Genomic DNA, 25,426 nt, shown 5'->3' with positions numbered 1-25,426 from the left:
ATTGCCTACTTTTTATATTATATAAGTAGCACGTCACCTATTATAACCTCAAAATAGTAAAATTTCAAGACAAAATTATGAAACTTATAGAACCATGTAAATTTTTGTAAAAATGTGAATATCAGACCGTAAAGTAAGTAGTGCTCTTTAATGTTTTCTATCATTATGATAGAGACTTAATATCCATAACAAAATAAATTTCAAGCTTACTATTTCCAGATAATTGACAATCTATCCACAATTTAAACAAAGTTATCCACTAAAAGAGGATAACTTTTTATAGTATATGCTTTTTAAACCGTATTATACTAACAAATACAGTTTTTATAATAATTTATTTAATTTTACAGAATAGTTATCCACAATCTTGAAATAATCATATTGCCTTCTTAAGGTCCTTATTCATTCCTATAATTTCCCTTTATTATACCCTCAAAGCGCTAACATTTCAAGGCAAAATTATAAGAATTATATCATTTTATAAATATATTTGAAAAATACAAACAATTGGACTACAAGTATCAATGGTATCCCTATTACAAACTTGTTATGCTTAGTTTTATGCCTAAATAAACGCATTCCTATAAAAATACCCAAAGCCCCAAAAGCAGAAGCTATAGTGAAAAGGGTGTTCTCTGGAGTTCTCCATTTCCCCTTTTGCGACTTTCTCTTGTCTGAATACATGGCAAAAATACCGTATAAGTTAATCGCCAAAATATAATATAAAAATAATTCCATGTTTTTTCCTCCATTTTAATTGTTTATTAGTAAAAAAACGTTATTATAGCACCTTTTTACTTGATATCTATATAGGGACTCCCACTTATAGAAGTGGGAGCCTTCCCTTCTGAAATGTCGTTAAATCATCTCCTGCGGAGCTGCAACAGCTTCGTAGAAGCTACATTAACGACTTCAGAAGGATATTTATACTCCCACTGAAGTTTTTTATTTGTTAGGGTAGGTAACTCCTACTTATAGAAGTGGGAGACTTCCCTTCTGAAATGTCGTTAAATATATCTATATAGTACTGTACATTTTTACGTACGTCAAAATGTTTTTTCATTCACAAATAATAGCCATTACGTTACTTTCATTTTTTTTGACTATATTTATAAATACAAAAATTTGTTAAATTTAAAAAATTTGTAAAGGTAACTTTATATTTGAAATTCGTTGATGTATAATAAATTGTAAAGTTACCTTTACGTGAAAGAGGTGTTTGAATGAAAAATCTTATAAAGAGTTTAAGAGAAGGAAGTAATTTAACACAAGAGGATTTAGCAAAGTTATTAGAAACTTCAAGGCAGACAATAATATCTTTAGAAAAGGGTAAGTATAACCCGTCCATTATGCTTGCTTATAAACTATCAAAAGTGTTTAATAAAAAAATTGAGGAAGTATTTATTTTTGAGGAGGAATAAAATAATGAAAAATCAGAAGCAAGGTGATTCACTAATTATAGGTGCTGGAGTATGGTCAGTTCTTTTTATAGGAATGGGTATTTTTGACCTTGTAACAAAAAAGAATGGCTATTGGTCAGGATTTTTATTAGGCGGCCTATCTTTTATTTATCTTATTTATCTATTATGGAAGACAAAAGGCAACACAAATGAACGATATGAAGATGAAAGAAAAAAATTTGTTAGTGATAAATCTAAAAGCATGAGTTTTGATAAGCTGTTTGTTTTTATGGTTATATTTGAAATTTTAATTAAGACACAAAAAATTAAAATGGATTCTCATTCAGCAATCATGGTAATTATGGGTAGTGCACTTATAATACAATTTATCAGTTATTTAGTTTGCAAATCCAAATACTAATGATTGAAACAAAATGTTCTTAACCTACAGGCATTTTTTTTGTATTAAGAGTTACATCGGCATCCCCTATACAGCTCACGCCAACAAATAAAACGGATATATATTATGGTACATAATGGTATAATTGACTTGAAATTGTTGCGTAATTGTATAGTAGGGCAACTTAGCGAATGGGGGAAGATATATGGAAAAGGGAAAATTAATCGGAGAAGGAAGAACAGCCGAAGTATTCGAGTGGGGACAAGATAAAATTTTAAAACTTTTTAGAATCGATTTACCTAAAACGGCGATCCAAAATGAATATGAAGTTAGCATTGGCATTTATAACCAATTGAATTCAACACCTAAAGTTTATGAACTTATAGAAGTTGATAATAGAAGTGGTATCGTATATGAGCGAATTAATGGAATAACTATGATGAAAGTAGTAGCATCTAACCCCTGGAAAGTAAAAAAAGAAGCACAACGGTTAGCAGAATTGCATAAATCAATTCAGCAAAAGGTTAATTTTAAGCTATCTACTTATAAAACAAGGCTCAAGGATAATATATCAAATACAGCGTTATTAACGGATGATATAAAAATGAGATTGTATAAATATATTGACAAACTTAAAGATGATAACATATTATGTCATGGAGATTTCCACCCAGATAATATACTTATAACAAAAGACGGAGAAATAGTCATCGATTGGATGACTGCAACTCAAGGGAATCCATTAACCGATATTGCGAGGACATCAATAATGTTTAAGTTTGGTGTTGTTCCCAATAAAACATTTCCTGAAAAACAAATTATTAATTTTATTAGAAATAAGTTTTATTTAGAATATATAAGCCATTACCTAAAACTAACAGGAGTTAAGATTGAACAAATTGAACAATGGGAACTTCCTGTTGCTGCAGCGCGACTTACTGAATGGTTACCAAAAGATGAAAAAACGGCACTATTAAATTTTATCGACAAAACAATGGAGACGTTAAAAATCTAAATTATTTAAAATTAGATTTGTTTAGATCTTTAGTATAACACTTCCATTATGCTTGCCTATAAAATATCAAAAGTGTTTAATAAAAGAATTGAAGAAGTATTTATTTTTGAGTAATATACCACACAAAAGGTCTATGTTATTTATGGTGTGGTTCTTCTCAATAGGAGTAATATAGACTTTTATTATTGCTTGGCGTAGACTATGGCTTACATCAGAGAGTCCAAAGAATTGCTCTATTAATTATTTTTAACGACATTTCAGCTCCGCAGGAGATGATTTAACCTATTCAGGATATACCAATTTAAATACATAAAAGGAGATAATACTATGTCTATGATTTATAGTGATTTATACCAATTCAGCAGTTATGTTTCGCCTATTAACCTTTCATTTCATCAATATATTTTGTTAACCGATGAACCAATTTTAGTTCATACTGGTAGCATAGAACAAGCAGAAACCCTAATACCACAATTAAAAGAAATTCTAGGCGACAAAAAATTAAAATATGTTTTTGTTTCACATTTTGAATCAGACGAATGCGGTGGCTTATCTTTACTGTTAAAGAATTTTCCTGAGGCAAAGACAATTTGTTCAAGAATCACAGCAAGGCAGCTAATTGGATTCGGGATTACAGATGAAGCAATAATTAAAAATCCTGGTGAGAAATTGATTAGCAGTGACTATGAACTTCAATTCATTAGTTACCCTTCAGAAATGCATCTATGGGAAGGTCTTCTTCTTATGGAGAACAAGCGTGGAATATTCTTCAGCGGTGATTTAATATTCGGTATGGGAAAATTTAATGGTGAAGTAATATATGGAAACTGGCAGAAAGAAGTAGATAATATCACATTAGAGCAGATACCAAGCACAGAACAAAGAGCAAAGGTTCAGCAGGCTTTATCCGAATTAAATCCAAAGTTTGCGGCTGTAGGTCACGGTCAATGTCTTAAGTTCTAACAGAAAGAAGTATTTATGTAAAGCAACATAACTCTAAATGAGTTATGTTGCTTTTTCCTTACTACACCCAACAACAAATCAGATATCCATGGGCGCTGTGAGCTAGTCAACTTATTCTCTTTTATACTTTCCAGAATTCAAACAAACTAAGATAAGTGGTCTCAATGATTTTTTAAAGTCTACATTAATTACCAAATATCTTAAGCATCTTAATTTATCGTGATTTACTATTATTGAACCATTCAATCGTTGCTTTTCCATGCTCTTCAAGGATCTTATTACTAACTTGTTCATGTAGCCACCCTAAAGTCTTATTATTCAAAAACTGTCTCATCTGGTCTTCTGCTTCAACTATATTCCAAAAGGTTATGCTTTCTGGAATACGTGCTAACTCATATCCCCCATTAACACCTGGAATTGACTTCACAATCCCTGATTTCCTTAATTTTGTATATACTTTTGATAAATAACTTTCTGAAACTCCTTGAAATGCCGCTAAATCTTTAATTCCAACAGCCTTTCCTGATGGAATATCTACCATATATAATAAACAATGCAATGCATACTCTACTCCTATTGAAAATTGCAATACGCTCTACCTCCTAAATAACAAGATAATCTTCACATATGATACTTCATTATTAGTAAAGACGTCCTGGGTTATAAAGATTACCAAGTAACAGGCTTCGCGATTGAAGGTACTGCAAAATACCTTGAGTTAGGTTCAGATTTTGATATGATGAAAGAAAAGTTCTCTTTTTTAAATAGGGTGTTAGAGATAACAGTTACATCAGCAAAGCAAACGCTTTAAATTTTGTATTTTCTTAACTAATTTTAATTCCTTGAATAGATAAGTCGTGATAGATTACAATCTATCACAACTTATGATAATTATACCCTACTTATCATATTCCCCAATCATTCTTATATTCGATTTTTAAGATTTGTTTTTTTATAATACATTTGTGCCTTTACTGCGAAAATAGTATATAGAATAATTAAACAAGGAAAAATCAACCAAAAATACCCCCTCATCATTGCGAAAGGTGTTTCAAATAAGAATGACCCCCAAAAGGACGCTCCTGTCCTTTGCCATAATCCAGGCGTATAGTACAATAATTTCGGATTCAATACTGCAGCAATATCAATAGTTTTTGTCATAACGAACACTATCGATATTGGAATATAAGATACTACCAATGATAGCCACATATTTGATAATTTCTTGTATCTCTCTGCTTTAGAAGAGAGATCAGAAAAAATATCATCACCAGCACTTTCATCTATTTTTTTGAAGTATTGTTTTCCAGATGTTTTTGTACCCGCAATATGTTCCCACCCGCAGTCCTTAAAAAGGATAATATAATTTTGAAAATCGTCCTTTGACTTAAAATTGCGATAATCTATTTTTATAATAGTATTGTTAGGTGAAGTTTTACGAAATTCATATTTTGTATGTTTTTCATCCAATTCCCAACCTCGGTTTGCCATTTCATTTAACCATTTTTCTTCTTTATCGAAGCTGACATAGCACCTAATTTTTTTCATATTGACACCTCTCTCTATTTCAAATTATTTTGAGTAATCTCAATCATATGTTTCATTCTTTCAAAATCAAGAAGTAATACTTTCTTTCCTTCGTCTGTGATAAGATAAACTTTACGCCTGTTGTCATCACTTTCAACAGGTTGAATAAACTTTAATTTCAGCAAATTTTCAATGGCTCCGTATAAAGTCCCTGCCGCTATTCTTACATTCCCGTCGCTTAATTCTTCAGCTTTTTGCATAATTAAATATCCATGTGCTGGTTCAAGTAGAGATAAAAGAATGTAATAAACTGTTTCTGTAAGTGGTAAATTTTTATTTTTTTTCATTTAATTCTCTAACTCCTTCGTTATAAAGTCTAACTATATAGTTATATGATATACAGCTTGACTGTATATGTCAATACTAAAAAACCATATAACAAAAAGTTTATATGGTTAGTATAGTAATAAAAAAAGAAGGCATCTAATTGCCCTCTATATCTCTGTTATTAAATTGTTATTATTAATTTCTTTTACAGGTTTAATATTAAAAACTGTACTAAAATAAAAAAAACCACGCATAAGCTTTACTTAAACAGGATTTTTAGCTATAATTAAATGTGGATATGATTATATGATAATAAACCCACTATATATTTCATCTTATTATATCACATAATGAACGTGAATGTCAATGATTTTTATAAAAACATGGGAGCGTGAGAAAATGAATGATTATGAGCTAAATAAACAAGAGGAACTTGTATATCTTGAAAGTACAGTTAACTTCCTCGAAAAAGAATTAGGTAAAGACGAATATGAGATAAATTTTAGAAAAAGAGATCTTATTGCTTCAAGAAGAGATATGTGGCAAGAATCTGTTCACTCTTCAAATGATCTTGATAGGATTCCAGAAATGCTCCAACAACTCTCTGAAGTTGATAGTCAAAATTATAATTATGAAAAATCGGTGGAACGAATAAAAAAATATACACGGATTTTAAACTCACCTTATTTTGGAAGGTTTGATTTTAAGGAAGATGCTTATAATGATACAGATCAGATTTATATCGGTCTTTATAATTTAATAGATAATGATACAAGTTCAATTTTAATATACGATTGGCGCTCCCCTATTTCAAGTATGTTTTATCAGTGTGAACTTGGTAAAGGATCATATAATGCGCCCTTTGGAATAATTTCGGGTGATATTTTTATGAAGAGGCAGTTTAAAATTGAGAATTCTGAGCTTAAGTATTTTTTTGATAGTAGCATAACAATTAATGATGATATCCTACAAGAAGTGTTAAGTCACAATTCTTCTTCAAATATGAAAAATATTGTTGAAACCATTCAAAAGGAACAAGATGTAATTATTAGAGATACTGAAAATGAGCTTTTGATTGTACAAGGCGTAGCTGGAAGCGGTAAAACATCTATAGCACTACATAGAATTGCATATTTGCTTTATGTTGGTATGGGATCAAAGCTATATTCCAATAATATTATTATAATTTCTCCTAGTTCTGTTTTCAGTAAATATATTTCTGGAGTTCTACCAGAACTAGGCGAGGAAAACGTAGAGGAAACTACTTTTGACGATATTGTAGTTGATTTTTTAGATAATAGATTTATATTTGAAAGTAGAAAGCAGCAACTTGAAACTTTGATTATTAATGATAATCAACAAAATTTAAATATAAAAATGGAGAACACTAAATTTAAAGGTTCGAAAACATTTGTAACTATTTTGGATAGATTAATACATTATTATGAGCATAAATTAGCGCATTTTGAAGACTTATATTATGATGGAAAAATTATTGAAACAAAACAGCAGCTAAATAATCTTTTCTTAAACGGTAAAATGAATATGCCAATATCAAAAAAACTTAAAAGAATTGAAAGTATGATGCTTAGCAAAATTCATCCTTTAAGAAAAGCAAGACTTGAAAAAATTCAGGGGATTGTTCAAAACGGCATAGGACATGAATTAGAACTAAAATCTTTTAGCAGATTAATGGCAATTAAAGAAGCTAAAGTATTAATGAATCATATTCATAAATTTACTGAGGTTGATTATTCGGATTTGTATAAATTACTATTTAATAAATCCGGACTTCTTTTAAAACTTTCGCAAGGGTTAGAATTACCAAAAAACATTAACCAAATGGTATCAGAAACCATAGAAAGTCTCCATAAAGGCTATATTAATTACGAGGACTGTGCTCCCCTTTTATATATCAAACTAAGGCTTAACGGTAGTCGCGCGTTTTCAGATATACGGCAGGTTGTTATTGATGAAGCCCAAGATTATTATCCACTTCAATACGAAGTCTTTAATCTTCTGCTACCTAGCGCTAAGTTTACAGTACTCGGTGACTTTAACCAAACTCTCGAAAAACGTGGTGATAAATCTATATATGATGATATAGAGAAAATTCTACACAAGAAAAAGAGCATAAAGCTTTCTATGAATAAAAGTTTTAGGTCTTCTATCGAGATTAATGAATTTACTCAGAAAATATTAAATAGCAAACAGGAGTTTGTTCCCTTTGAGAGACATGCATCGGAGCCGCAAATTATATTTAAAGACAATGAAGAGTTGCTTTATGAGACTATAATCCAAGATATTCATAACTATGAAAGTCGTGGTTATGAGTCTATTGCAGTTATTTGCAAAACGGAGAAAGAAACCCTATTGGTTCAAAAAAAGCTATCCAATTTAACTAACATTAAATTGTTAAATACAGAAAGTACTGACAGTATAAAGGGTACCCTTGCTATTCCTTCTTATATATCAAAAGGTCTAGAATTTGATGTAGTACTTGTGTTCAATGTTTCAAAGGACAATTATAACAGTGAGTTTGATAGGAATCTTTTATATGTAGCCTGTACGAGAGCACTACATCAGCTTGCTATTTATTATACAGGAGAAAAAAGTGAGTTTATTTAATGTATAAATCATTCTGAAGAAATCTTAATATTTTTTATTATATTTTAAATTTTTTCAGGGGATTTCTTCTTGTTGTGTTACTAAAGATATGAAAGCCTTTGAAAATATGGTAAATTAAGAGTAATTATACTTTAGTACTACAGATGGTTAGGTGGAAATAGATGATAAAAAATATTTTAAATATGAATAAAGAAAATTTCAAGAAAATATATGAAACAAATTTTAATTCTGTCTATTCTTTTGTATTTTTAAGATTAGCAGCAAACAAAGAAGCCACCGAAGACATAGTTCAGGAGACCTTTATCAGTGCAATGAAAGGACTCATTAACTATAAAGGTACAAGTTCCCATAAAACTTGGCTATGTGGAATAGCAAAAAATAAAATATTAAATTATTATAGAACTAACATTAGAAAAGAAGATTTTGCTTACGCAGAAGAACTCGATTATGTAAAGGATAACCAAGATATTGAATTTATGATTATAAATTTGGAAACTAGAAAAATAATTCTAGAAACCTTAAATAATTTGAAACCTATTTATAAGTATGTCCTTATTCTCAAATATATGGATGATCATAGTGTAAATGAAATTGCAAATTGTTTATGCAAATCTCCAAAGTCTATCGATGGCATATTACAAAGATCAAAAAATAGTTTTAAAAAAGAATTTCTCAAAATATCAGGAGATGAATTATATGATAAAAGAAGATAAACTCTTAAAAGAAATGTTTAAATTCATAGATGTAGAAGTTGAACCTCCAGATGGAACGAAACAAAGAATATATCAAAAACTTTTTTATAATTCAAATCAACGCAGTTGTTGGTGTTTATCTTGTCTTTCTTGGGTTGCAGAAAAATTTTTGAAGTTGTTGATTCAGGTATGGATTTTAATATGTATTTTTATGACTATTTTCAGTCCAACTATCGCATTTTAATTTTCACGAGGAGGTTAAATAATTGAAATTTTTAAAATATTTTATCAAAGAGTGGTTATTCCCCATACTTGTAGCAATAATCTTGGCAATTCTAATATATAAATTCCTATTTTTTAATATTACAGTTCCCTCGGAATCAATGTATCCGACTATAAAGATAGGCGATAAAATTACCGTTACAAGAGTTTATAATAAAGATAACCTAAAAAGAGGTGATTTAATAGTTTTTGATTCTGAGGAATTAAAAATACCATTAATAAAAAGACTTATAGGACTTCCAGGAGATGAAGTTATTATAAAAAATAAGGGGCAAGTTTTTATTAATGGAAGCAAAATTGAAGAGCCATATGTAGTATATATGGAGGATTTAGATAAAAAATTTAAAATTCCAGAAAACAAATATTTGTTTTTTGGAGATAATAGAGCTAATTCATTTGATGCCCGAAGATGGGAAAATCCGTACATAGATGGTAAAGATATAAAAGGAAAAGCACAGTTTATTATATATCCATTTAAGAGATTAGGAAAATTTGTAATTGGAGATGATGCTCTTAATCATTAGAATTATTGACATTTGTTTTAGTATTACTATACAAACATTTTGACCAAACTGAAAGTAACACAATTGATATTGTGTTACTTTCAGTTTATTAATATACACTTAATATGTTAACCCCAACATCTAACGACATGGGGGTACTTTCGAAGATATATAAGAAGAATGTGAACTAAATTTAAAATTAACGCTGTTTAATATATTCACTAATTTCATTTATTTCTGGTGTTTTTCTAAACAAGACTTACATACACAAGCTTTACCCTTTTTATCATTAGGAATCAAATCTAAAATGTACTTAGGAACTTTAACTGTATCACACCAACATCCACCTTGACCATGTTGACAATTATTGTCTTGTCCACAAAGTGGACATATCCTCTCTAATCCTTCTACTCTCACTATTATCACTCCTTCATCTTTTTTTACATTTTAAAAATGCTATTATAAATATAATAACATTATTTTACATGATACTATACTTTAATAAATATCTGTCTACACTACTACTTGTACAAATATAATACATATGAAGAGCTATCTAATGCAATTGCTAAATATATTATTGTTTAGGTTATAAATTCACCATAATATATTACAATTCAGATTTTAAAATAGAATAAACACATTGATCATACTTACTTTCATTAATCCAATAATGTTCTCTTAACCTTCCATCTATTTTAAATCCATAGCTTTCACTTATACATTAGCTTAAATTTCTACCTTGATTCAATTACAATCTAATTTGAATTACAATGTATTTATATTTTTAATTTCCATATTTGATTTTTCATTTCAACTATGTTTGTTCCAATGCTTTTAATTGAACTATTTTCTTCACTTACATTGTCAATCTTTACCTCTAGTCTGACTAAATGTTTTTCAATATCATCTAATTTTTTTTCAAGCCTTTCAACCTTATCTAAAGTAATTAATCCCATAAACTCATCCCCTCTTATTTATATGTTATGATTCAAGAAGTTCTCATACTCCTATGAACTATATAAAATACATTAATTTATCATGTTTTGCTATGTTGACATAATCATTTATTTTTAAGAACAAATTATACACAATTTATAAATTTGCATCAATAATCGTCCTTCAAATAAGAAACCCAGTTTCTCAAACTTCATTCGTTCCTACAAATTTGGCACAAATAATTTATTTAATTATACCACAATCACCATAAAACATGTATATTTTACCATTTATAGATGTGTAATAGCATCAAAGTGAAATATAATATATTTAAAAATTATGAGGAGGAAAAATATGAGTAATGTAGAGAGTGATATCAAAGAAAACCTCAAGTTGAGCAAGAGTCTAACAGAAGAAAATGATAGAATATTTACAGATATAGTTTGTTATTTGAGGGTAAGTACTTTAAGTGACGAAGAACAAGAAGAAATTATTAGTGATATATTGAGAATGTTTTTAGATTGGCAAGAGGAAGGTAATACTGTAAAAAGCATGTTGGGTGAGGATTATAAAAAATTCGCTGATAATATAATATCTGCTGTAAATCCTAAAACCCATGTTCTAAAAACAATTAAAAAGTATTTAGGACTTACAATTGAAGGATTTTGTATGATTTTCACTGTAGATTTTATTTTCTTATACTTGCCTAAGTTGGCAAAAGTAAGTCCTGATTTTAATGTTACTTATGACTACACATTATCTATGTTATTAAACGGTTTAATTGCAGTTGCAATATTTTCTATATCGATAAATTATATAGGTAAAAATGCTTTTGAACTTTCAAAAAAACATTATTCTAATCTTGCTAATTTTATATTTGGATGTAGTGCTATGGGTTTGATAATACTTTTATTATTATCATAGAAATTAAGCCCTATAATAGTCTTCTCCATAAATATTCGCTATATTATAGGTATAATAGCAGTTTATTGGGTTTATAAAGGGGTAAAAAAAATAATGAAATCTAAAGTGTTATGGATCCCGGAAAGTTAATAACGCCCTTCAACAATTCGGGATCAATATTAGAATTACTCGCATTTGGTTTAGTATTGCTATTTTAACATTTGGATCAAATCATTTAAGCACCAAATTGAAAAATATTGGTTAATAATACTCTCAATTCTTATAAGCAATTCTACTAGTAGGTCGTTCTTCTGGTTTGGTACATTCTGATCATATTTGTTTCGAACTATTCAGATTTTGTTCGGTAGAAGAAATGAGTAACATCTTACATGTTTTTTTCTCATTTTATTCTGAATCCACTTCTAACGCTTGTAATAATTGTTTTAAGAAAGCATGGCTGTTTTTAATCATGGCTGTTCTTTCATTAGAATCCATCTTTAGTAATGCACGTTCCTCAAAATGAAACAAGTGCGAAAGAATCTCATCAGCATATTGTCGTCCTTCATCCGTGAGCAGGATATACTTGTTTCGCTTATCCTCATCTGCGACTTTTTTTCGGATATATCCTTTTTTCTCAAAGGTTTCCAAAATGGTACTCACTGTTTGCTTGGGAAACAGGAGCTTTTCGCAAATAAACCGCTGTGTGCATTGATTTGGATACTCACGGATGGTATAAAGCGCAAAAAGCGCATTTGATGTAAGCCCGTGTGACTTCGCCCATTTTTCATAGAATGCACTGATCCCGAACCAATAATCATAATAACTTTTTACCTGATCTTTAATTTCGTTGCTCATACAAAATCGCCTCCCTGCTTCTAAATTTCATTGTATGGGCAATAAGTAAAATAGTCAATAGGATCATGGTTAATAGCTGCGCCCCCGGAAGTGCCATCCATACCCCTTTAATCCCCCAAATATGTGGTAATGTAAAAACGCACAATGGTGTGAAAAGAATAGGGTCTAAGTAAACAAGCAAGGTGGAGAAGAGTGTTTCTTCGCAGGCATAAAAATAGGAACTAAACAGCTTTCCAATGCCCATCATCGGAAAAGCAACGCAGATGATTGGCAGTGCCGAATCAATGATTCTTGCAGTTTCTTCCGATGTGGCAAAAAATTGTGGTAGCAGTGTTCGTGCTGGGATTGAAAACAAGAGAAACAAACCACTGAATGTGACAACCGCTAAAAACCCTTTGTTACGTATCTTTTTCATAGCTTTGTAGTTTTTCGATCCATTGCAATAGCTGATTAGTGGTTGCATGCCTTCTCCGATTCCCTCTAATAACAAAAGGACTGAAGCAATTAAGTAGTTGATAACCGCATACGCTGAAACTGCTAAATCTCCGCCATAGGCAAGGCACTGCCAGTTATTAAATATGGTAATGAGCGAGGGCATGAGTGATAATCCAAAGGGCGAAATGCCTATTTGCATCATTCGTCCAATCATCTTTTTGTTCAATTTAAATTGAGAACGCTCGATTTTGTTTTCTTTTTGCTTCCACAAGCAAATGATACTGCAAACAACTGTAATTGCTTGAGCCAAAACCGTTGCAAGGGCAGCTCCCGCAAGTCCCATAGGGATCACCATGGTAAAGCAGGCGTCCAATACGATATTTACAATTAAGCCACCTCCCATAATAATCATTGCCTGCACGGTTTTGTGGCTGTTTCGTATAAGTGGTATTAAACCGGAAGCTATGATTTGCATACTGCCACCGATGGCAATGATACGGATATATGAAATCGCGGCGTCATAAATCTTTCCGGTTGCTCCAATAGCTCTGACAAGGGTGGGACTAAAAATTACGAGAAAAGCAGTAACGACTACACTTACAGCAAGTAACGCAAAAAAAGTATTCGCTCTTGCCTCATTAGCCCTTTGGTTGTCATTCGCCCCCCTGTAAGTGGACATAAGGACAGAGCCGCCTACTCCAATTCCCATACCCAATGCAAGCAGTAAAGCAGTAATTGGCCAAACAAGACCAATCCCCGCAAGACCTATATCACCAACTGCGTGACCGACAAATAATCCGTCTACGATGGTATAAAGACCGTTCAGCAACATAGTCAGCATGGACGGGATTACAAATTTAAAAAACTGTTTTTCAATTGCTTTTTGCTCCATGTGTTCACCTCAAATAGTATTAGTCCGTTTTCGGACTAATATTATTTTAACATGCCTTTTCTTTTTTGTCACGTGGTCATTTTTAATAAAACTGATATATCATAATGTTCATTTTTTCTTTCTTACTACTTTTCTTACTCCTAAAATCATCAGGTCTAGTAAATTAAATATCACTCCTAAATTAACTAGTTATTTGTACCCAATAATTTATTTATACCATACCATTATAAAACATATTTTAGGGGTAGGTGAAATTGTAAACATATTATCATTCCCATGTCTTAGAATATATGCACCGTTAGTGGTCCTGTTATTATGACGTTTCAAATATAAATATGTATACAGTTATTTTTGAAACATCTTAATAACTCAATTACACTTATGTTACATTCAGAATATCAATATACATTTAATATATTAAAACCCACATCCAATGATATGTCTTAACTTATAATTAATTTACCTAATATAATGCTCCTTAGCTTTATATTTTATTAATAACCTTAATTATTTCAACATCTAAATGTTCTCTTAGAATATGCAAAATCGCACTAAGACTTTTCTTTTTAAAAGCTAACTCGTTGGAGCCAACATTATTGTAATATAGAATTTGCACTTCATGTGTTTTATTGTAAATCTCTACTTTTTTCAATTGACTCCATGCCATACAAGCATTGCCATATGCCCAAAATCCATTCTCATAAATACCTTGTTTTAATTTTGAAATAAGATAAGATTCGATAAATAAGCCTAATCCAAGTAACATATCAATGGACTTTTGCCTTTTATAAATCATTAAACTTCCTACTATTGCACCCATAAGAATCACTACAATCCTAAAGGATTTACTATTCTTTGATGGTATGATTAATTTTCTTTGCTTAATAAGTAATAATGTAGTAATGACTAGCATAGAAGACATTAAAATCAATGTTGGGATATATGTTTTAACCATGTTTTCTCCTTTCTTCTCTAATATAACCTACACTCCTGTGAATGCTATTTGGAAATTCTTTATTAATCAATTTGAGTCCCTTTCATTTGCTTTTTAAACATAATGACCTTATACCCTTATGGATTTAAATTTCTTGATATAAACCCCTTTTTCTGCCAAAGTTAGCCATTAAAAATGCTGATCAAAGTGACTATATCACCTCAACCAGCTGTTTGTTTTTTGTATCTTCAATTATGTTTTCAATCTTTAATGCCTCATCATTTTCTATATAATACTCACGCTGCTATATGCAACTTTTATGATACAATGTTCTAACTATTTTTTTTGATTCTTCTGATTGAAGCACATTTCTTAAAGCTTCAATAAATTCTTCTTTATTATTACATTCATAATCCAATTTCAAGATGTCATCATTGATTTTTTATCTTTTAAATAATTACACTCTATACCTATTGGGTAATCATTTTCCGCTCTAATATGATATTACTCCACTGTTATTATAATAATATGTACCCATTACATTAGCAACTACATTACCCATATAATGCCACATTGAATTATAAAAAAGCTTTTCCTTTTCTCCATAAACTGTTCTATTACCTTTTAACGCCACCTCTTGACTCATAACTCCATGAAATCCATCAGCTGATACCATCCCATCCTCAAACGGATTCATATTAAAATCTCCTATGACAATAGCATTATTTATTCCAAATTCTTCTTCTTTCTTTTCAATTTCTCTGTTGCACTTAACTGCAACAGAATACTGATCTTGTCCCTTGCTATATAGTTTACTTGGCAAATGAACTCCAAACAATAATATATCTATCCCATTTTCATTTATCTTACAATCAGAATAATATTTATCATCCTTAATACTTTTTAGGTTATATCCAACTTTATGCAAAATAATAATTCTCCCAATATCCAAATTATTTCCTACTTTATAATTTAAATCATTTTCTTTTAATCTTCTTATCATATAATCAACATCAATTTTCTCATACTCACATAAAATTAAAACATCAATATCATGTTCAACACAAATTTTTTCTATACTTTGATATAAAATATTTTTATTCAAATTCCAGAATATTTATCATTTTCCATATATACGCTTACAAATATAAAGAAGCACCGTAACCCTAGTACTTCTTAATATGTGACATAAAAGATTATATTCTATTATACTAGTTCAACACAAAACATTTATTTAATATCACCTGCACTCCTGTGAATGCTATTTAGAAACTTTATTAATCAATTTGAGTCCCTTTCATTTGCTTTTTAAACATACTGACCTTATACCCTTATGGATTCATCCTAACACTTTTCTAAGAGCCAAAATTAAATTTCTTGATATAAAACTAACCTTCTCAAAGCTCTAATAAGATAAAGATTAAAAAATAATCTTTATCTTATTAGAGCGTTAAACCACTAATTTTTCTTCTTTAGCTCTGTATAAACTGGCATATGACCCATTTAAACGTATTAATTCTTTATGATTACCTGATTCAACGATTCTTCCCTTATCCATAACATATATAACATCAGAATCAATAATAGTTGATAATCGATGAGCTATTACTATACGTGTACAACCAATATCTCTAAAATAATTAGATACTTTTATTTCATTTATAGAGTCTAAAGCACTAGTCGCTTCATCTAAAATTATAACTTTTGGATTGCTTAAAATTGCTCTAGCTAATGCTATTCTTTGTCTTTGACCACCTGAAAGATTAAGTCCCATATCAGATACTAATGTAAGGTATCCCATAGGCATAGCTCCTATTTCATCTGATATTTGAGCTATTTTAGCTGCATGCTTTACATCATCCATAGTTATATTTTCTCTATTCATCTTTATATTTTCATATATAGATTTATTAAATAAAGATATATCCTGTGGAACAATACCTAATTGTCTTCTTATTTCTTGTTTATTTAAATCTTTAAAATTTATACCATCATAATATATATCACCCTTTGAAGGCTCATAAAGACCTAAAAGAATTTTGCTTAATGTACTTTTACCAGAACCAGAAGCACCTACAATTGCAACCTTTTGTCCACTCTTTATATCAAGACTTAAATCTTCTATTACAGGATCCGATCCAGTGGTATAAGAAAAGGAAATACTATCTAATTTTATGGATCCTTCAATATCTAATTTCTTTGGATTTTCTGGATTATATTCTATATCAGCATCTGTAATATCACTTATTCTCTCTAAATAAGATGTAGCTAAAAGAAAGTTATTCCATGATTGAAATAAAGATACGCCTGATACAAAGAATGTAGTAGATAATGAATAAAATGCAATAACTCCACCTAGACTTAAATTTCCGTTTAAATATCCATATATACCAAAGATCAATATAATAAAAGGATTTATAGTTTGAGTTAAAGAATTTACTGTGTTATATATATTTAATACTCTATCTCTATAACTGTATTTTTCTACTGATTTTTCATATTTGTCATTCCAATTTTTATATACGTAATCTTCAATACCAGTAGTTTTTATTCCTAAAATAGAATAAACTGCTTCTACTTGTACTGATTGAAGCTTTGTACTTTCAACTATTTCATATTGATTTGCTTGCATTATAATAGGTCTAATACAAAAAAGCAAAATACTTGTTACTAGAAATAACCCTATTGAAACTAAAGTAAGTTGTATTGACTTTTGAGACATATATACTAATATAAATGCAATTGTTCCTATATTTAATATTCCTTGAAGTACTTGCTCTGACATAATATCTCTAATTACATGTAAGCTATTTAACCTAAATAATAAATCACCCTTAGATCTAACTTCAAAATATTTATATGGTAACTTAAACATCTTTTTTATAGTAGTTTTGTTTAAATATCTATCAAATTTTATTTGTAAATCTATAAGATTATTTCCACGTATTAAAGTAACCACTCCATATACAGCAATTATTCCTAAAAACATTAAAATATATTTATGTAATAATTCCGGATTATTTTTGAGTGTAATTTCATCTATAAGATATTGAACCATTATAGGAATTGATATATTTATAAAATAGGTTACTAGAGAAAACATAATTACTTTAAAAAACAACACTTTATTTTCGGCTAAATTTTTTAATATCGGCTTCCATATTTTCTTTTTCTCTAATTTAGGCGCAAATACTTCAGTAGGATTTATACTTAAAATTATATTAGAGTATTCTTTTTTAAAATTTAATGTATCAATTTTCCTTCTTCCCAAAGCTGGATCCACTATTATAAAATAAGATTCAGTAATTTTCTCCAAAACAACAAAGTGTTCATTATTCCAAAATATTATAGCAGGAATAGGGAGTTTACTTAAATTGCTTATACTTGCTTTATAAATATGAGTTTCAAATCCTCTATTTCTAAAATAATCTTTTATTTGGGAAATTTTAAGACCATCTCTTCCAGCCTCAAGATGCTTTCTCAAATCAGATAAAGACTCATTACTTTTATAATATCTTAAAAGCATTGCGGTACAACATACGCCGCATTCGGTTTGTTGCATTTGCTCAATATAGGGCACTTTCTTTTTATGTTTAATATTCACATCAATTTTCCTCCTAACTTATAAAATAATACTCTATATCTAAGATAAGAACTTATTTAATATTCCACAAGTTAATTCTTCAGCTCCACAGGAGATGATTTAATACATTTTTTTATTGGTTAAATAATTCAGATCATCTCCTAAGAACCATTTCGCTGATTCTATTGAATTACCAACTGCCTTAACTGCACTCATTTCATTATCATCCAATTCAATTAACACATCTTTTTCTGTAACAGTATTTATTTTTCTAGATTTTTTAAAAAAATTTAATCTAAACATAATTATTCTCCTTTTATTGATTATTTTAACGACATTTCAGAAGGAAGTCTCTCACTTCTTGCAATAAATATAACATTTAAGTTGATTAAATTTACAATTTTGTAAGTTTCAACGTTTTAAATATAATTAACGCTAAATTTAAATTTAAATTTAGCGTTAATTATATTTAAATAAGCACTACTTTTTTAAGCTTATAAAGTAAATTTTTAACGACATTTCAGAAGGAAAGTCTCCTACTTCTATAAGTGGGAGTACCTACTATAAGTAGGAGTTACTTGCCCTAACAAATAGAAAGCTTCAGTGGGAGTATAAATCTCCTTCTGAAGTCGTTAATGTGCAGCTCCGCAGGAGATTATTTAATGTAAATAAAATTCAACGCTTTTATATATAACAATGATATGAATAAGAAAAAAAACAATCCCCACTGCATAGCAGTAAGGATTGGTTCCATTGATGTTACAATGAATTTATACAAAAAGTCCACTCACTTTAGGTGTGGCAGTTTCAGTTATTTATTACTTACAGTAATTTCTTGAATGAATTGTACATCAGATATTGATGTATCTAATGAAATATTTTTATATTTACCTATCATATCTTTACAATTACTTAGTCCGAGTCCCCTATTTTCGCCTTTGGTAGAGAATCCTTCTTTAAATAGTTTAGATAAAGCAGGGATATCGCCTTTAAAGGTATTTGCTACAACTAGGATTACAGAACTGATTTTGTTTATTAATGCAACATCAATTACTTTCTTTTCACTTTCTAAGGCTGATTCAATAGCATTATCCAAAATTATTCCTAAGCATCTACTCAAATCTATTATATCCATCTTAATAATTGTTATAGGTTCTACTATATCAATTATGATATCAATTCCCAATTCCTGAGCATGAATTACCTTCCCTGATATTAACCCTTTAATTTGAGGTAATTTTATGTTTTTTAACAGACCAAGTTTATAATTATTTTTATTCATTTTATTATTTAAGGGATATATATTCTTATTAAAATGTTCTTCCAAACCTTCAATATCCCTTTCTTCAATAAACGCTGCCATAGATGAAATTATATTTATATAGTCATGTCTAAATTTACGCATATCCATATATAGATTTTCTAAGTTATTAGTGTACTGCTCCAGGTTATCTAACTGAATTTGTTTATATTTGAATTTTTCTTCTTTCTTTGATATAACAAATAGAGAAATACATATAATCATCATGATAATCCCATATACTGCAATTACAATTCCGTGTAGTTCTGATATATAAACATCATCAGAAAAATCAATCCAATTAACAATCACATAAAAAAAACCAAATGTAAGTACTATCATTATATCAATTAAAATAAGATATTTAGACTTACCATTTTCAAATATGAAATTATTATGTCGCATTAGTAATTCACCCACAAATTTACTGAAAAAATATACTATTGATGATATAACTGAAAAAGTAATATAATACCCTAAAGTAGATGACAAAAAAATTCGTCCAAATATTTTTAAAAATATGAGTCCAGTAAAATTATCTATTAGGAATATTACTAATAGTACTAATATTTGCAGTATAAAACTCCTTATTATGTTGTTGTTTTTTTTATAAAGAAAAATTACAGGTGTAAAATATTGAGCTATAGAAGCTAGTCTAGGATCAAATAGGAATAATGGTACATAAATAAATCCTATAGTTAACCCCATAATAATATATTCTTTAATATTAAATTTATATGGACTAATGTTTCTAAAGGCAATTAACATTAAAATAATTATCAATAGTAACTTAAAAAAGAATCCCATTATTATCCCCCCACTCGCACTAGTTTTATTATAGTATAAAACAGACATAAATTACAATAAATAAAAAAAACACTCATAATGTAGGAATACCCCCCCTATTATGAGTGTTTCAACTAAATAAGTTCATATTTTTCATAATTATTATAATTACTTTTCAGTAATTTATATGTACAAGGTAAGATACTTAAACTTTGAAGGAGTAACGCGAACATTGTTAAATTAAATAAAGCCTTATTTAATAATAATAGATTTATAAATATAAAAACTAAAGCTGTTACTGTTGCCTTAATTTTAAGTTTTTTTCTATGTTCTTTTTTTAATATAGGACGATTTTCTGTATCTGCTGGAGAATATTTATATAAGAGTACTGTACAAATAATACTTACTATACATGTTAAAGAAATACTTAAAGGATAGTTTACAGTTATATAAGCACTGCCAATAAAAGTGATTAAGCTTACACTAGTACATCCTAAACTACTTTTCAAATGTATACCAGCTGCTGTTAATCTTAATGCTGCAAACATAATAAATAATATAAGTACTTCTTTTATCATCCCTATAAAAAATGCTACTATAGCTATAATTAACAGCTTACCTATATTTATTAATATAATTATAATTCCTAAGTATAGTTTTTCAATTTCAGATGACTTTAAATTTAAATTGTTTTTAAAGTAATTTAATAATTTAGTTGTTATAAATTCATAAAAATCAAAATGTAGTTTACTTTTTGTTCTCATTTTATTTATTACTTTTCAATAAATTAGTAGGTATCTTAGGCTCATAAAGAGAAAACCCCATACACATTTGATTTGCATGAATCTCTCCTATGCTTATAAGACTTTTAGCTAACTTTTTTAAAAAAATACTGTTTTTCTCTGAAGTTTTCATAATGAAAAGCCACCTTTCATAAGTTGAATTCGTATCCTATATATTTAGTATAACCTTTTATGTATGCATGTTACAAAAAAAGTATAAATTACATTTATTAACCTAATAAATGCAATTTTAATCATAACATAAGTAAAACTTGCTTGTTTTTTTATAAAAATTGAACATAAATAGGTTATTTATGTTAAAATATTTTAATAAAGCAAAAATTTGTTTATAAGCAATATTTGCTAAATATAATGACAAAAGGGGACAAACCATGCTAAAAATTTTTATTTGTGAAGATAATATAGTTCAAAAAGACAAGCTAGAAAATATTGTAAAAGACATTGTGTTAATTGAAAATTATGATATGGAACTTAAGTTAAGTACTCATGACCCATATGAAATACTAAATACAATAGCGGATAAGAGTATTTCAGGTTTATATTTTTTAGACGTTGATTTACATTCTGATCTTAATGGAATTACATTAGCTGAAAAGATAAGAGAATATGATCCTCGAGGATTTATAGTTTTTATAACTACCCATGCTGAAATGAGTTATTTAACCTTTTTATATAAAGTTGAAGCTATGGACTATATTATAAAAGATAATTATACTAATATACAACAAAGAATAAGTGAATGTATGAAAAATGCTCACGATAAATACAAAGCTAAATCCTGTGAACTTCAAAAAGTATTTTCTATTAAAGTTGAAGATAAGATCATTAATGTTGATTTTAATGAAATCATCTTTTTTGAAACATCTACAACTATACATAAAGTAATCTTATATTGTAAAAATAGGCAAGTAGAGTTTTATAGTAAAATGAAAGAATTAGAAGATAGACTAGATGATCGATTTTGTAGGTGTCATAATTCCTTTATAGTTAATAAAGATAACGTTAAAGAAATAGATAGAAAAAAGCGTATTGCATATATGATAAACGGAGAAGAATGTCTTATATCTACTAGAGGTATAAAGACTCTAATAGGTTAAATCATCTCCTGCCTTTGCCTTTTCTGGCCTTCTAATTTCTTCCATAATTTTACCTACATATTTATTTGTTTTTCTTACGTTCGATAATCCTCACAACAATAACTATAGCAATGATTACTACAGTTCCTCCAATGACTGGCGACCACCATTTAATAGTTTGAATAATTCCTTCAGATACTCCTAAATTTAATAAAAAATTTCCCATATTATCCTCTCCTTTATTTTATTTTTTGTTCGATAATAATTTGTTTTGCATTTTCGTAAGTTGCAATGAAGTACACCATATACAATGCGATAATAATTGCAAAACTAGGCAACATATTTGCTCCAATAGACATTTGAAGAGTTAACTCCACTTTCTCTATTACTGATTTAGTAATAAACGTGGATAAGACCATTGACATAATGAGTGGCACAATAAAGTAAATTCCAATCTGTAGAAACAATGTTCTGCGAATCATTTTCCCATCAGCACCTATATTGGCTAATGTTTGATATCGTTCCTTGTTATCTTGCGTTTCAGTTAATTGTTGAAGTGCCAGTACTGCCAAACAAATTATAATAAGCACAAGACCGACATAAGTACATACAAATCCAAGAACTCCATATGTTCCAAAATACGCATTCTCCATAAAATCTTTTGTTATGAAGTAAATTTTCCCATCAATATATTCATCACTCCATACTTTATTCATCTGTTCGTACAATAGATTTCTATTCGCATCTGCCTTATAAATACCGTTTAATAAATATGATTCTGGTATTAACTTTGTAGCAATTTCATCTGGTACAATAATTGTTCCCTTATCATTTGCACCTATGGGTTCAATTAGTGCAAATGTCTTTTTTATAGGTTCTGCTCTTTGTGGTGTTAATTCTTGACCAGAAACTGTAATCTTCCCATTGCTTTTTAAAAAATGATCTACATAAGGCATTGTGTTCTTGTACGTTGCATTTATAAGATATTGGTTTTTAGATAATCTAATTGGCTTCTCCTTTTGAAGGACCATTTGTTTATTAAAGTCCGTCTCTGACATAAAGGCAACTTTAGATTTTGGCAAGTCCTTATCAACAGTAGCTAATTTCACGACTTGCCCCGTAAACATATCTCCATAGGTATAACCCGCAACATATAGAATGCTCTCAGAATAATCCTTCAAATTATCTTGCATATGAATTCCATCTTTTTTGGATTTCTCTAGCGGAGTTACTTTACTCTTATTCACAGGCAACATAATGGTAACATCATAAGGTGTAGATCGCTTCGCTATATTCTTCATTTCACCAATAAGGCTAAACCCTGTGCCAAGCACTACAAGCGAGCACAAAAGCAATCCACTAATAACTGTGATAACAATATAATTTGTCTGAAGCTTGCTACCAATTTGTCTAAATAAGAATGGATTCAATCCATGAAAGTACATACGTTTATTTTTTTGAACAAACGAAATCATTACACTAGACGCGGTATAATAAAATAATAGAATACTAACTCCTATAAGTACCATAACTTTAGGCAGCGTTGTTTGGTTAAGTCCAGTACTTGAAAGTATGTATGCACCTAAAATCATACAAATTGCTGATGTAACAAATAATAAAAATGAAATCAATTTATTATGAACTCGCAATTCTTGATTCTTTCTGTCTGCTGTCAATAAATCAATTAATTTTACTTTAAAAATCGAACGCGTGTTAAATATCATAACAACCACAAAAATAATAGCAAAGTTAATAATTGTATCTTTTATAGCCGGAACAGATATAGACAACTGAAATGAAGACATGTCAGTTCCAAATAATTTTAATGCTATTATTGAAAGTCCTTGAGACAATATCACCCCTATACCTAATCCAATTACTAAGGAAAATATACCAACCAAAACAATTTCCCCCACAAAGATAGATGAAATGCGCCACTTGTTCATGCCAAGTGTCATATACATTCCCATTTCTTTCTTTCTTCTTTTCATAATAAACTGATTTGCATATAGTACAACAAAAGCAAGAATCACAGCAATAAGTTTTGATATAAGTCCTATATATTGAGTCAAAATATTGCTAAACATTTTCATTACAGACGATAATTTGCTTAATCCTGGTTGGGATGCTACTGAATTAAATGCATAAAATAAACTAACCGCCAGGGCCAATGTCAAAAAGTAGACCACATAGTCTTTAATACTCCTACGTACATTTTTAAAAACAAGTTTAAAAAACATCATCAGCCTCACCTCCTAAGACAGAAACAACTTCCATGATGCTATTAAAGAAGGTTTTTCGGTCATGACTGCCTTTATATAACTCATTGAATATTTTTCCATCCTTAATAAAAATGATCCTTTTACAAAAGCTTGCATTATACGCATCATGAGTTACCATAAGGATTGTGGCCTCTTGATTACGATTTAAATCTTCCAAACTTTTTAATAGCATTTTTGCAGATTTACTGTCAAGCGCTCCTGTTGGTTCATCTGCTAAAAGTAAAGATGGATGAGCCACCATAGCACGAGCTGCTGCCACTCTTTGTTGCTGTCCTCCAGACATTTCATAAGGATACTTATTAAGTACTTTCTCTATATTTAAAGCCAAAGCTACATTATCTATTTCTTGTTTCATTTTATTCACAGGACAATGATTAATGGACAATGCTAATGATATATTCTCATATGCTGTCAATGTGTCCAATAAATTATAATCTTGAAATATAAATCCCAATTTTTCACGACGAAATTTGGAAAGCTTACTTCCACTTAAAAGAGTGATATCTTCTTCATCTACATATACATGTCCTGATGTAATAGTATCGATGGTAGAGATACAGTTAAGTAATGTGCTTTTCCCACTTCCACTAGAACCCATTATCCCCAAAAATTCACCTTTATTAACTTCAAAAGAAACACCATTTAATGCATGTGTAACTTTACCTTTATTTCCATATACTTTTTCGATATCTTGAACTTTTAAAATTGTATTCATCTTTATCACTCCTCTTGTTTTATCTCTTATACTACTTTATCATTTTTCTATTTTTCAACTATCGATTAACCTTACCGTAGCATTACCATTTTGTAAGGTTTCATCACCAAATGTGATAAATCCGCTCCTATATATTTAGTATAACTTTGTCAGCATCTATTTTTATAAAAAAGTAAAAACGTTATT

The 25,426-nt window shown here is 29.2% G+C and carries 28 protein-coding genes and 1 pseudogene; 11 read left to right on the top strand and 18 right to left on the bottom strand.

Annotated elements, in window-relative coordinates; translation table 11 throughout:
- Nucleotides 1-468: 468 nt before the first annotated feature.
- The gene (locus KTC92_RS14775; RefSeq protein WP_216303908.1) at nucleotides 469-738 is read right to left on the bottom strand and encodes a DUF1294 domain-containing protein; all 270 of its coding nucleotides are present in this window, start codon (nucleotides 736-738) and stop codon (nucleotides 469-471) included.
- Between the two features lie 485 nt (nucleotides 739-1,223).
- Here KTC92_RS14775 and KTC92_RS14770 point away from each other — a divergent pair, with 485 nt between their 5' ends.
- The 4 genes from KTC92_RS14770 to KTC92_RS14755 all read left to right on the top strand — a co-directional run bounded on the left by KTC92_RS14770 (nucleotide 1,224) and on the right by KTC92_RS14755 (nucleotide 3,778).
- Nucleotides 1,224-1,421, top strand: coding sequence for a helix-turn-helix transcriptional regulator (locus KTC92_RS14770; RefSeq protein WP_216303909.1), 198 nt, complete (start codon nucleotides 1,224-1,226; stop codon nucleotides 1,419-1,421).
- A gap of 4 nt (nucleotides 1,422-1,425) precedes the next feature.
- A complete protein-coding gene (locus KTC92_RS14765; RefSeq protein WP_220286349.1) occupies nucleotides 1,426-1,821 on the top strand; it encodes a DUF2178 domain-containing protein in 396 nt (131 codons plus the stop codon).
- Nucleotides 1,822-2,005: 184 nt separating this feature from the next.
- Nucleotides 2,006-2,815 carry an aminoglycoside phosphotransferase family protein gene (locus tag KTC92_RS14760; protein ID WP_220286348.1) on the top strand — a complete coding sequence of 270 codons (810 nt, stop codon included), beginning with the start codon at nucleotides 2,006-2,008 and terminating at the stop codon, nucleotides 2,813-2,815.
- Between the two features lie 327 nt (nucleotides 2,816-3,142).
- Nucleotides 3,143-3,778 (top strand): MBL fold metallo-hydrolase, encoded by a 636-nt coding sequence (locus KTC92_RS14755; protein ID WP_216303912.1) that lies wholly within the window; start codon nucleotides 3,143-3,145, stop codon nucleotides 3,776-3,778.
- Nucleotides 3,779-3,992: 214 nt separating this feature from the next.
- Here KTC92_RS14755 and KTC92_RS14750 read toward each other — a convergent pair whose 3' ends face one another.
- Nucleotides 3,993-4,367 (bottom strand): Rrf2 family transcriptional regulator, encoded by a 375-nt coding sequence (locus tag KTC92_RS14750; protein ID WP_220286347.1) that lies wholly within the window; start codon nucleotides 4,365-4,367, stop codon nucleotides 3,993-3,995.
- Between the two features lie 54 nt (nucleotides 4,368-4,421).
- Here KTC92_RS14750 and KTC92_RS14745 point away from each other — a divergent pair.
- Nucleotides 4,422-4,589 (top strand): annotated as a pseudogene (locus KTC92_RS14745) (FMN-binding protein); the annotation flags it as partial.
- A 113-nt stretch (nucleotides 4,590-4,702) separates the two neighbouring features.
- On the opposite strand, the gene KTC92_RS14740 reads toward KTC92_RS14745, so the two are convergent.
- Both KTC92_RS14740 and KTC92_RS14735 read right to left on the bottom strand, forming a co-directional pair.
- Complete coding sequence (locus KTC92_RS14740; protein ID WP_220286346.1) at nucleotides 4,703-5,326, bottom strand: DUF2812 domain-containing protein; 624 nt, start codon at nucleotides 5,324-5,326, stop codon at nucleotides 4,703-4,705.
- A 14-nt stretch (nucleotides 5,327-5,340) separates the two neighbouring features.
- Complete coding sequence (locus KTC92_RS14735; protein ID WP_216302453.1) at nucleotides 5,341-5,652, bottom strand: PadR family transcriptional regulator; 312 nt, start codon at nucleotides 5,650-5,652, stop codon at nucleotides 5,341-5,343.
- Nucleotides 5,653-6,031: 379 nt separating this feature from the next.
- Between KTC92_RS14735 and KTC92_RS14730 the strand changes: the two genes are divergently transcribed.
- From KTC92_RS14730 to lepB, 4 genes are all read left to right on the top strand, one after another.
- Entirely contained in the window at nucleotides 6,032-8,260 is a 2,229-nt protein-coding gene (locus KTC92_RS14730; RefSeq protein WP_220286345.1) for a UvrD-helicase domain-containing protein, read from the top strand.
- 161 nt (nucleotides 8,261-8,421) lie between these two features.
- Entirely contained in the window at nucleotides 8,422-8,973 is a 552-nt protein-coding gene (locus tag KTC92_RS14725; protein ID WP_220286344.1) for an RNA polymerase sigma factor, read from the top strand.
- A complete protein-coding gene (locus KTC92_RS14720) occupies nucleotides 8,957-9,196 on the top strand; it encodes a hypothetical protein (protein WP_216302450.1) in 240 nt (79 codons plus the stop codon). Before KTC92_RS14725 ends, KTC92_RS14720 begins: the two co-directional genes overlap by 17 nt.
- Before the next feature lie 22 nt (nucleotides 9,197-9,218).
- Nucleotides 9,219-9,758, top strand: coding sequence for a signal peptidase I (gene lepB, locus KTC92_RS14715; RefSeq protein ID WP_216302449.1), 540 nt, complete (start codon nucleotides 9,219-9,221; stop codon nucleotides 9,756-9,758).
- Nucleotides 9,759-9,968: 210 nt separating this feature from the next.
- On the opposite strand, the gene KTC92_RS14710 is transcribed toward lepB, so the two are convergent.
- The gene (locus KTC92_RS14710; RefSeq protein ID WP_165414431.1) at nucleotides 9,969-10,154 is read right to left on the bottom strand and encodes a cysteine-rich CWC family protein; all 186 of its coding nucleotides are present in this window, start codon (nucleotides 10,152-10,154) and stop codon (nucleotides 9,969-9,971) included.
- A 362-nt stretch (nucleotides 10,155-10,516) separates the two neighbouring features.
- Nucleotides 10,517-10,696: a hypothetical protein gene (locus KTC92_RS14705; protein ID WP_220286343.1), complete on the bottom strand. Its 180-nt coding sequence runs from the start codon at nucleotides 10,694-10,696 to the stop codon at nucleotides 10,517-10,519.
- Between the two features lie 334 nt (nucleotides 10,697-11,030).
- Between KTC92_RS14705 and KTC92_RS14700 the strand changes: the two genes are divergently transcribed.
- Entirely contained in the window at nucleotides 11,031-11,600 is a 570-nt protein-coding gene (locus KTC92_RS14700) for a hypothetical protein (RefSeq protein WP_220286342.1), read from the top strand.
- Between the two features lie 384 nt (nucleotides 11,601-11,984).
- Here the strand turns inward: KTC92_RS14700 and KTC92_RS14695 are convergent, their stop codons facing one another.
- The 9 genes from KTC92_RS14695 to KTC92_RS14655 form a co-directional block, all read right to left on the bottom strand.
- Nucleotides 11,985-12,434 (bottom strand): MarR family winged helix-turn-helix transcriptional regulator, encoded by a 450-nt coding sequence (locus tag KTC92_RS14695; protein ID WP_216302441.1) that lies wholly within the window; start codon nucleotides 12,432-12,434, stop codon nucleotides 11,985-11,987.
- Nucleotides 12,418-13,761 carry an MATE family efflux transporter gene (locus KTC92_RS14690; protein ID WP_220286341.1) on the bottom strand — a complete coding sequence of 448 codons (1,344 nt, stop codon included), beginning with the start codon at nucleotides 13,759-13,761 and terminating at the stop codon, nucleotides 12,418-12,420. The genes KTC92_RS14695 and KTC92_RS14690 overlap by 17 nt, the downstream gene beginning before the upstream one ends.
- Nucleotides 13,762-14,245: 484 nt before the next feature.
- Entirely contained in the window at nucleotides 14,246-14,716 is a 471-nt protein-coding gene (locus KTC92_RS14685; protein ID WP_220286340.1) for a hypothetical protein, read from the bottom strand.
- 472 nt (nucleotides 14,717-15,188) lie between these two features.
- Nucleotides 15,189-15,800, bottom strand: coding sequence for a hypothetical protein (locus tag KTC92_RS14680; RefSeq protein WP_220286339.1), 612 nt, complete (start codon nucleotides 15,798-15,800; stop codon nucleotides 15,189-15,191).
- Between the two features lie 345 nt (nucleotides 15,801-16,145).
- Nucleotides 16,146-18,299: a peptidase domain-containing ABC transporter gene (locus KTC92_RS14675; RefSeq protein ID WP_220286338.1), complete on the bottom strand. Its 2,154-nt coding sequence runs from the start codon at nucleotides 18,297-18,299 to the stop codon at nucleotides 16,146-16,148.
- A gap of 99 nt (nucleotides 18,300-18,398) precedes the next feature.
- Nucleotides 18,399-18,581 carry a hypothetical protein gene (locus tag KTC92_RS14670; protein ID WP_220286337.1) on the bottom strand — a complete coding sequence of 61 codons (183 nt, stop codon included), beginning with the start codon at nucleotides 18,579-18,581 and terminating at the stop codon, nucleotides 18,399-18,401.
- A 508-nt stretch (nucleotides 18,582-19,089) separates the two neighbouring features.
- Entirely contained in the window at nucleotides 19,090-20,385 is a 1,296-nt protein-coding gene (locus KTC92_RS14665) for a sensor histidine kinase (RefSeq protein WP_220286336.1), read from the bottom strand.
- Nucleotides 20,386-20,498: 113 nt separating this feature from the next.
- Nucleotides 20,499-21,128, bottom strand: coding sequence for an accessory gene regulator B family protein (locus KTC92_RS14660; protein ID WP_220286335.1), 630 nt, complete (start codon nucleotides 21,126-21,128; stop codon nucleotides 20,499-20,501).
- A gap of 1 nt (nucleotide 21,129) precedes the next feature.
- Nucleotides 21,130-21,279 (bottom strand): cyclic lactone autoinducer peptide, encoded by a 150-nt coding sequence (locus KTC92_RS14655; protein ID WP_220286334.1) that lies wholly within the window; start codon nucleotides 21,277-21,279, stop codon nucleotides 21,130-21,132.
- 259 nt (nucleotides 21,280-21,538) lie between these two features.
- Here KTC92_RS14655 and KTC92_RS14650 point away from each other — a divergent pair, with 259 nt between their 5' ends.
- Complete coding sequence (locus tag KTC92_RS14650) at nucleotides 21,539-22,264, top strand: LytTR family DNA-binding domain-containing protein (RefSeq protein ID WP_220286333.1); 726 nt, start codon at nucleotides 21,539-21,541, stop codon at nucleotides 22,262-22,264.
- A 61-nt stretch (nucleotides 22,265-22,325) separates the two neighbouring features.
- Here the strand turns inward: KTC92_RS14650 and KTC92_RS14645 are convergent, their stop codons facing one another.
- Genes KTC92_RS14645 through KTC92_RS14635 form a run of 3 tightly spaced genes read right to left on the bottom strand, consistent with a single transcriptional unit; the run spans nucleotide 22,326 to nucleotide 25,240 of the window.
- Nucleotides 22,326-22,469 (bottom strand): hypothetical protein, encoded by a 144-nt coding sequence (locus KTC92_RS14645; RefSeq protein ID WP_220286332.1) that lies wholly within the window; start codon nucleotides 22,467-22,469, stop codon nucleotides 22,326-22,328.
- A gap of 13 nt (nucleotides 22,470-22,482) precedes the next feature.
- Complete coding sequence (locus tag KTC92_RS14640; protein ID WP_220286331.1) at nucleotides 22,483-24,486, bottom strand: FtsX-like permease family protein; 2,004 nt, start codon at nucleotides 24,484-24,486, stop codon at nucleotides 22,483-22,485.
- Nucleotides 24,473-25,240 (bottom strand): ABC transporter ATP-binding protein, encoded by a 768-nt coding sequence (locus tag KTC92_RS14635; RefSeq protein WP_220286330.1) that lies wholly within the window; start codon nucleotides 25,238-25,240, stop codon nucleotides 24,473-24,475. Before KTC92_RS14635 ends, KTC92_RS14640 begins: the two co-directional genes overlap by 14 nt.
- Nucleotides 25,241-25,426: the final 186 nt, after the last annotated feature.

This window comes from Clostridium sp. CM027, from assembly GCF_024730565.1.
Classification (GTDB): domain Bacteria; phylum Bacillota; class Clostridia; order Clostridiales; family Clostridiaceae; genus Clostridium_AD; species Clostridium_AD estertheticum_B.
This window is presented reverse-complemented; position numbering and strand designations above follow the sequence as displayed.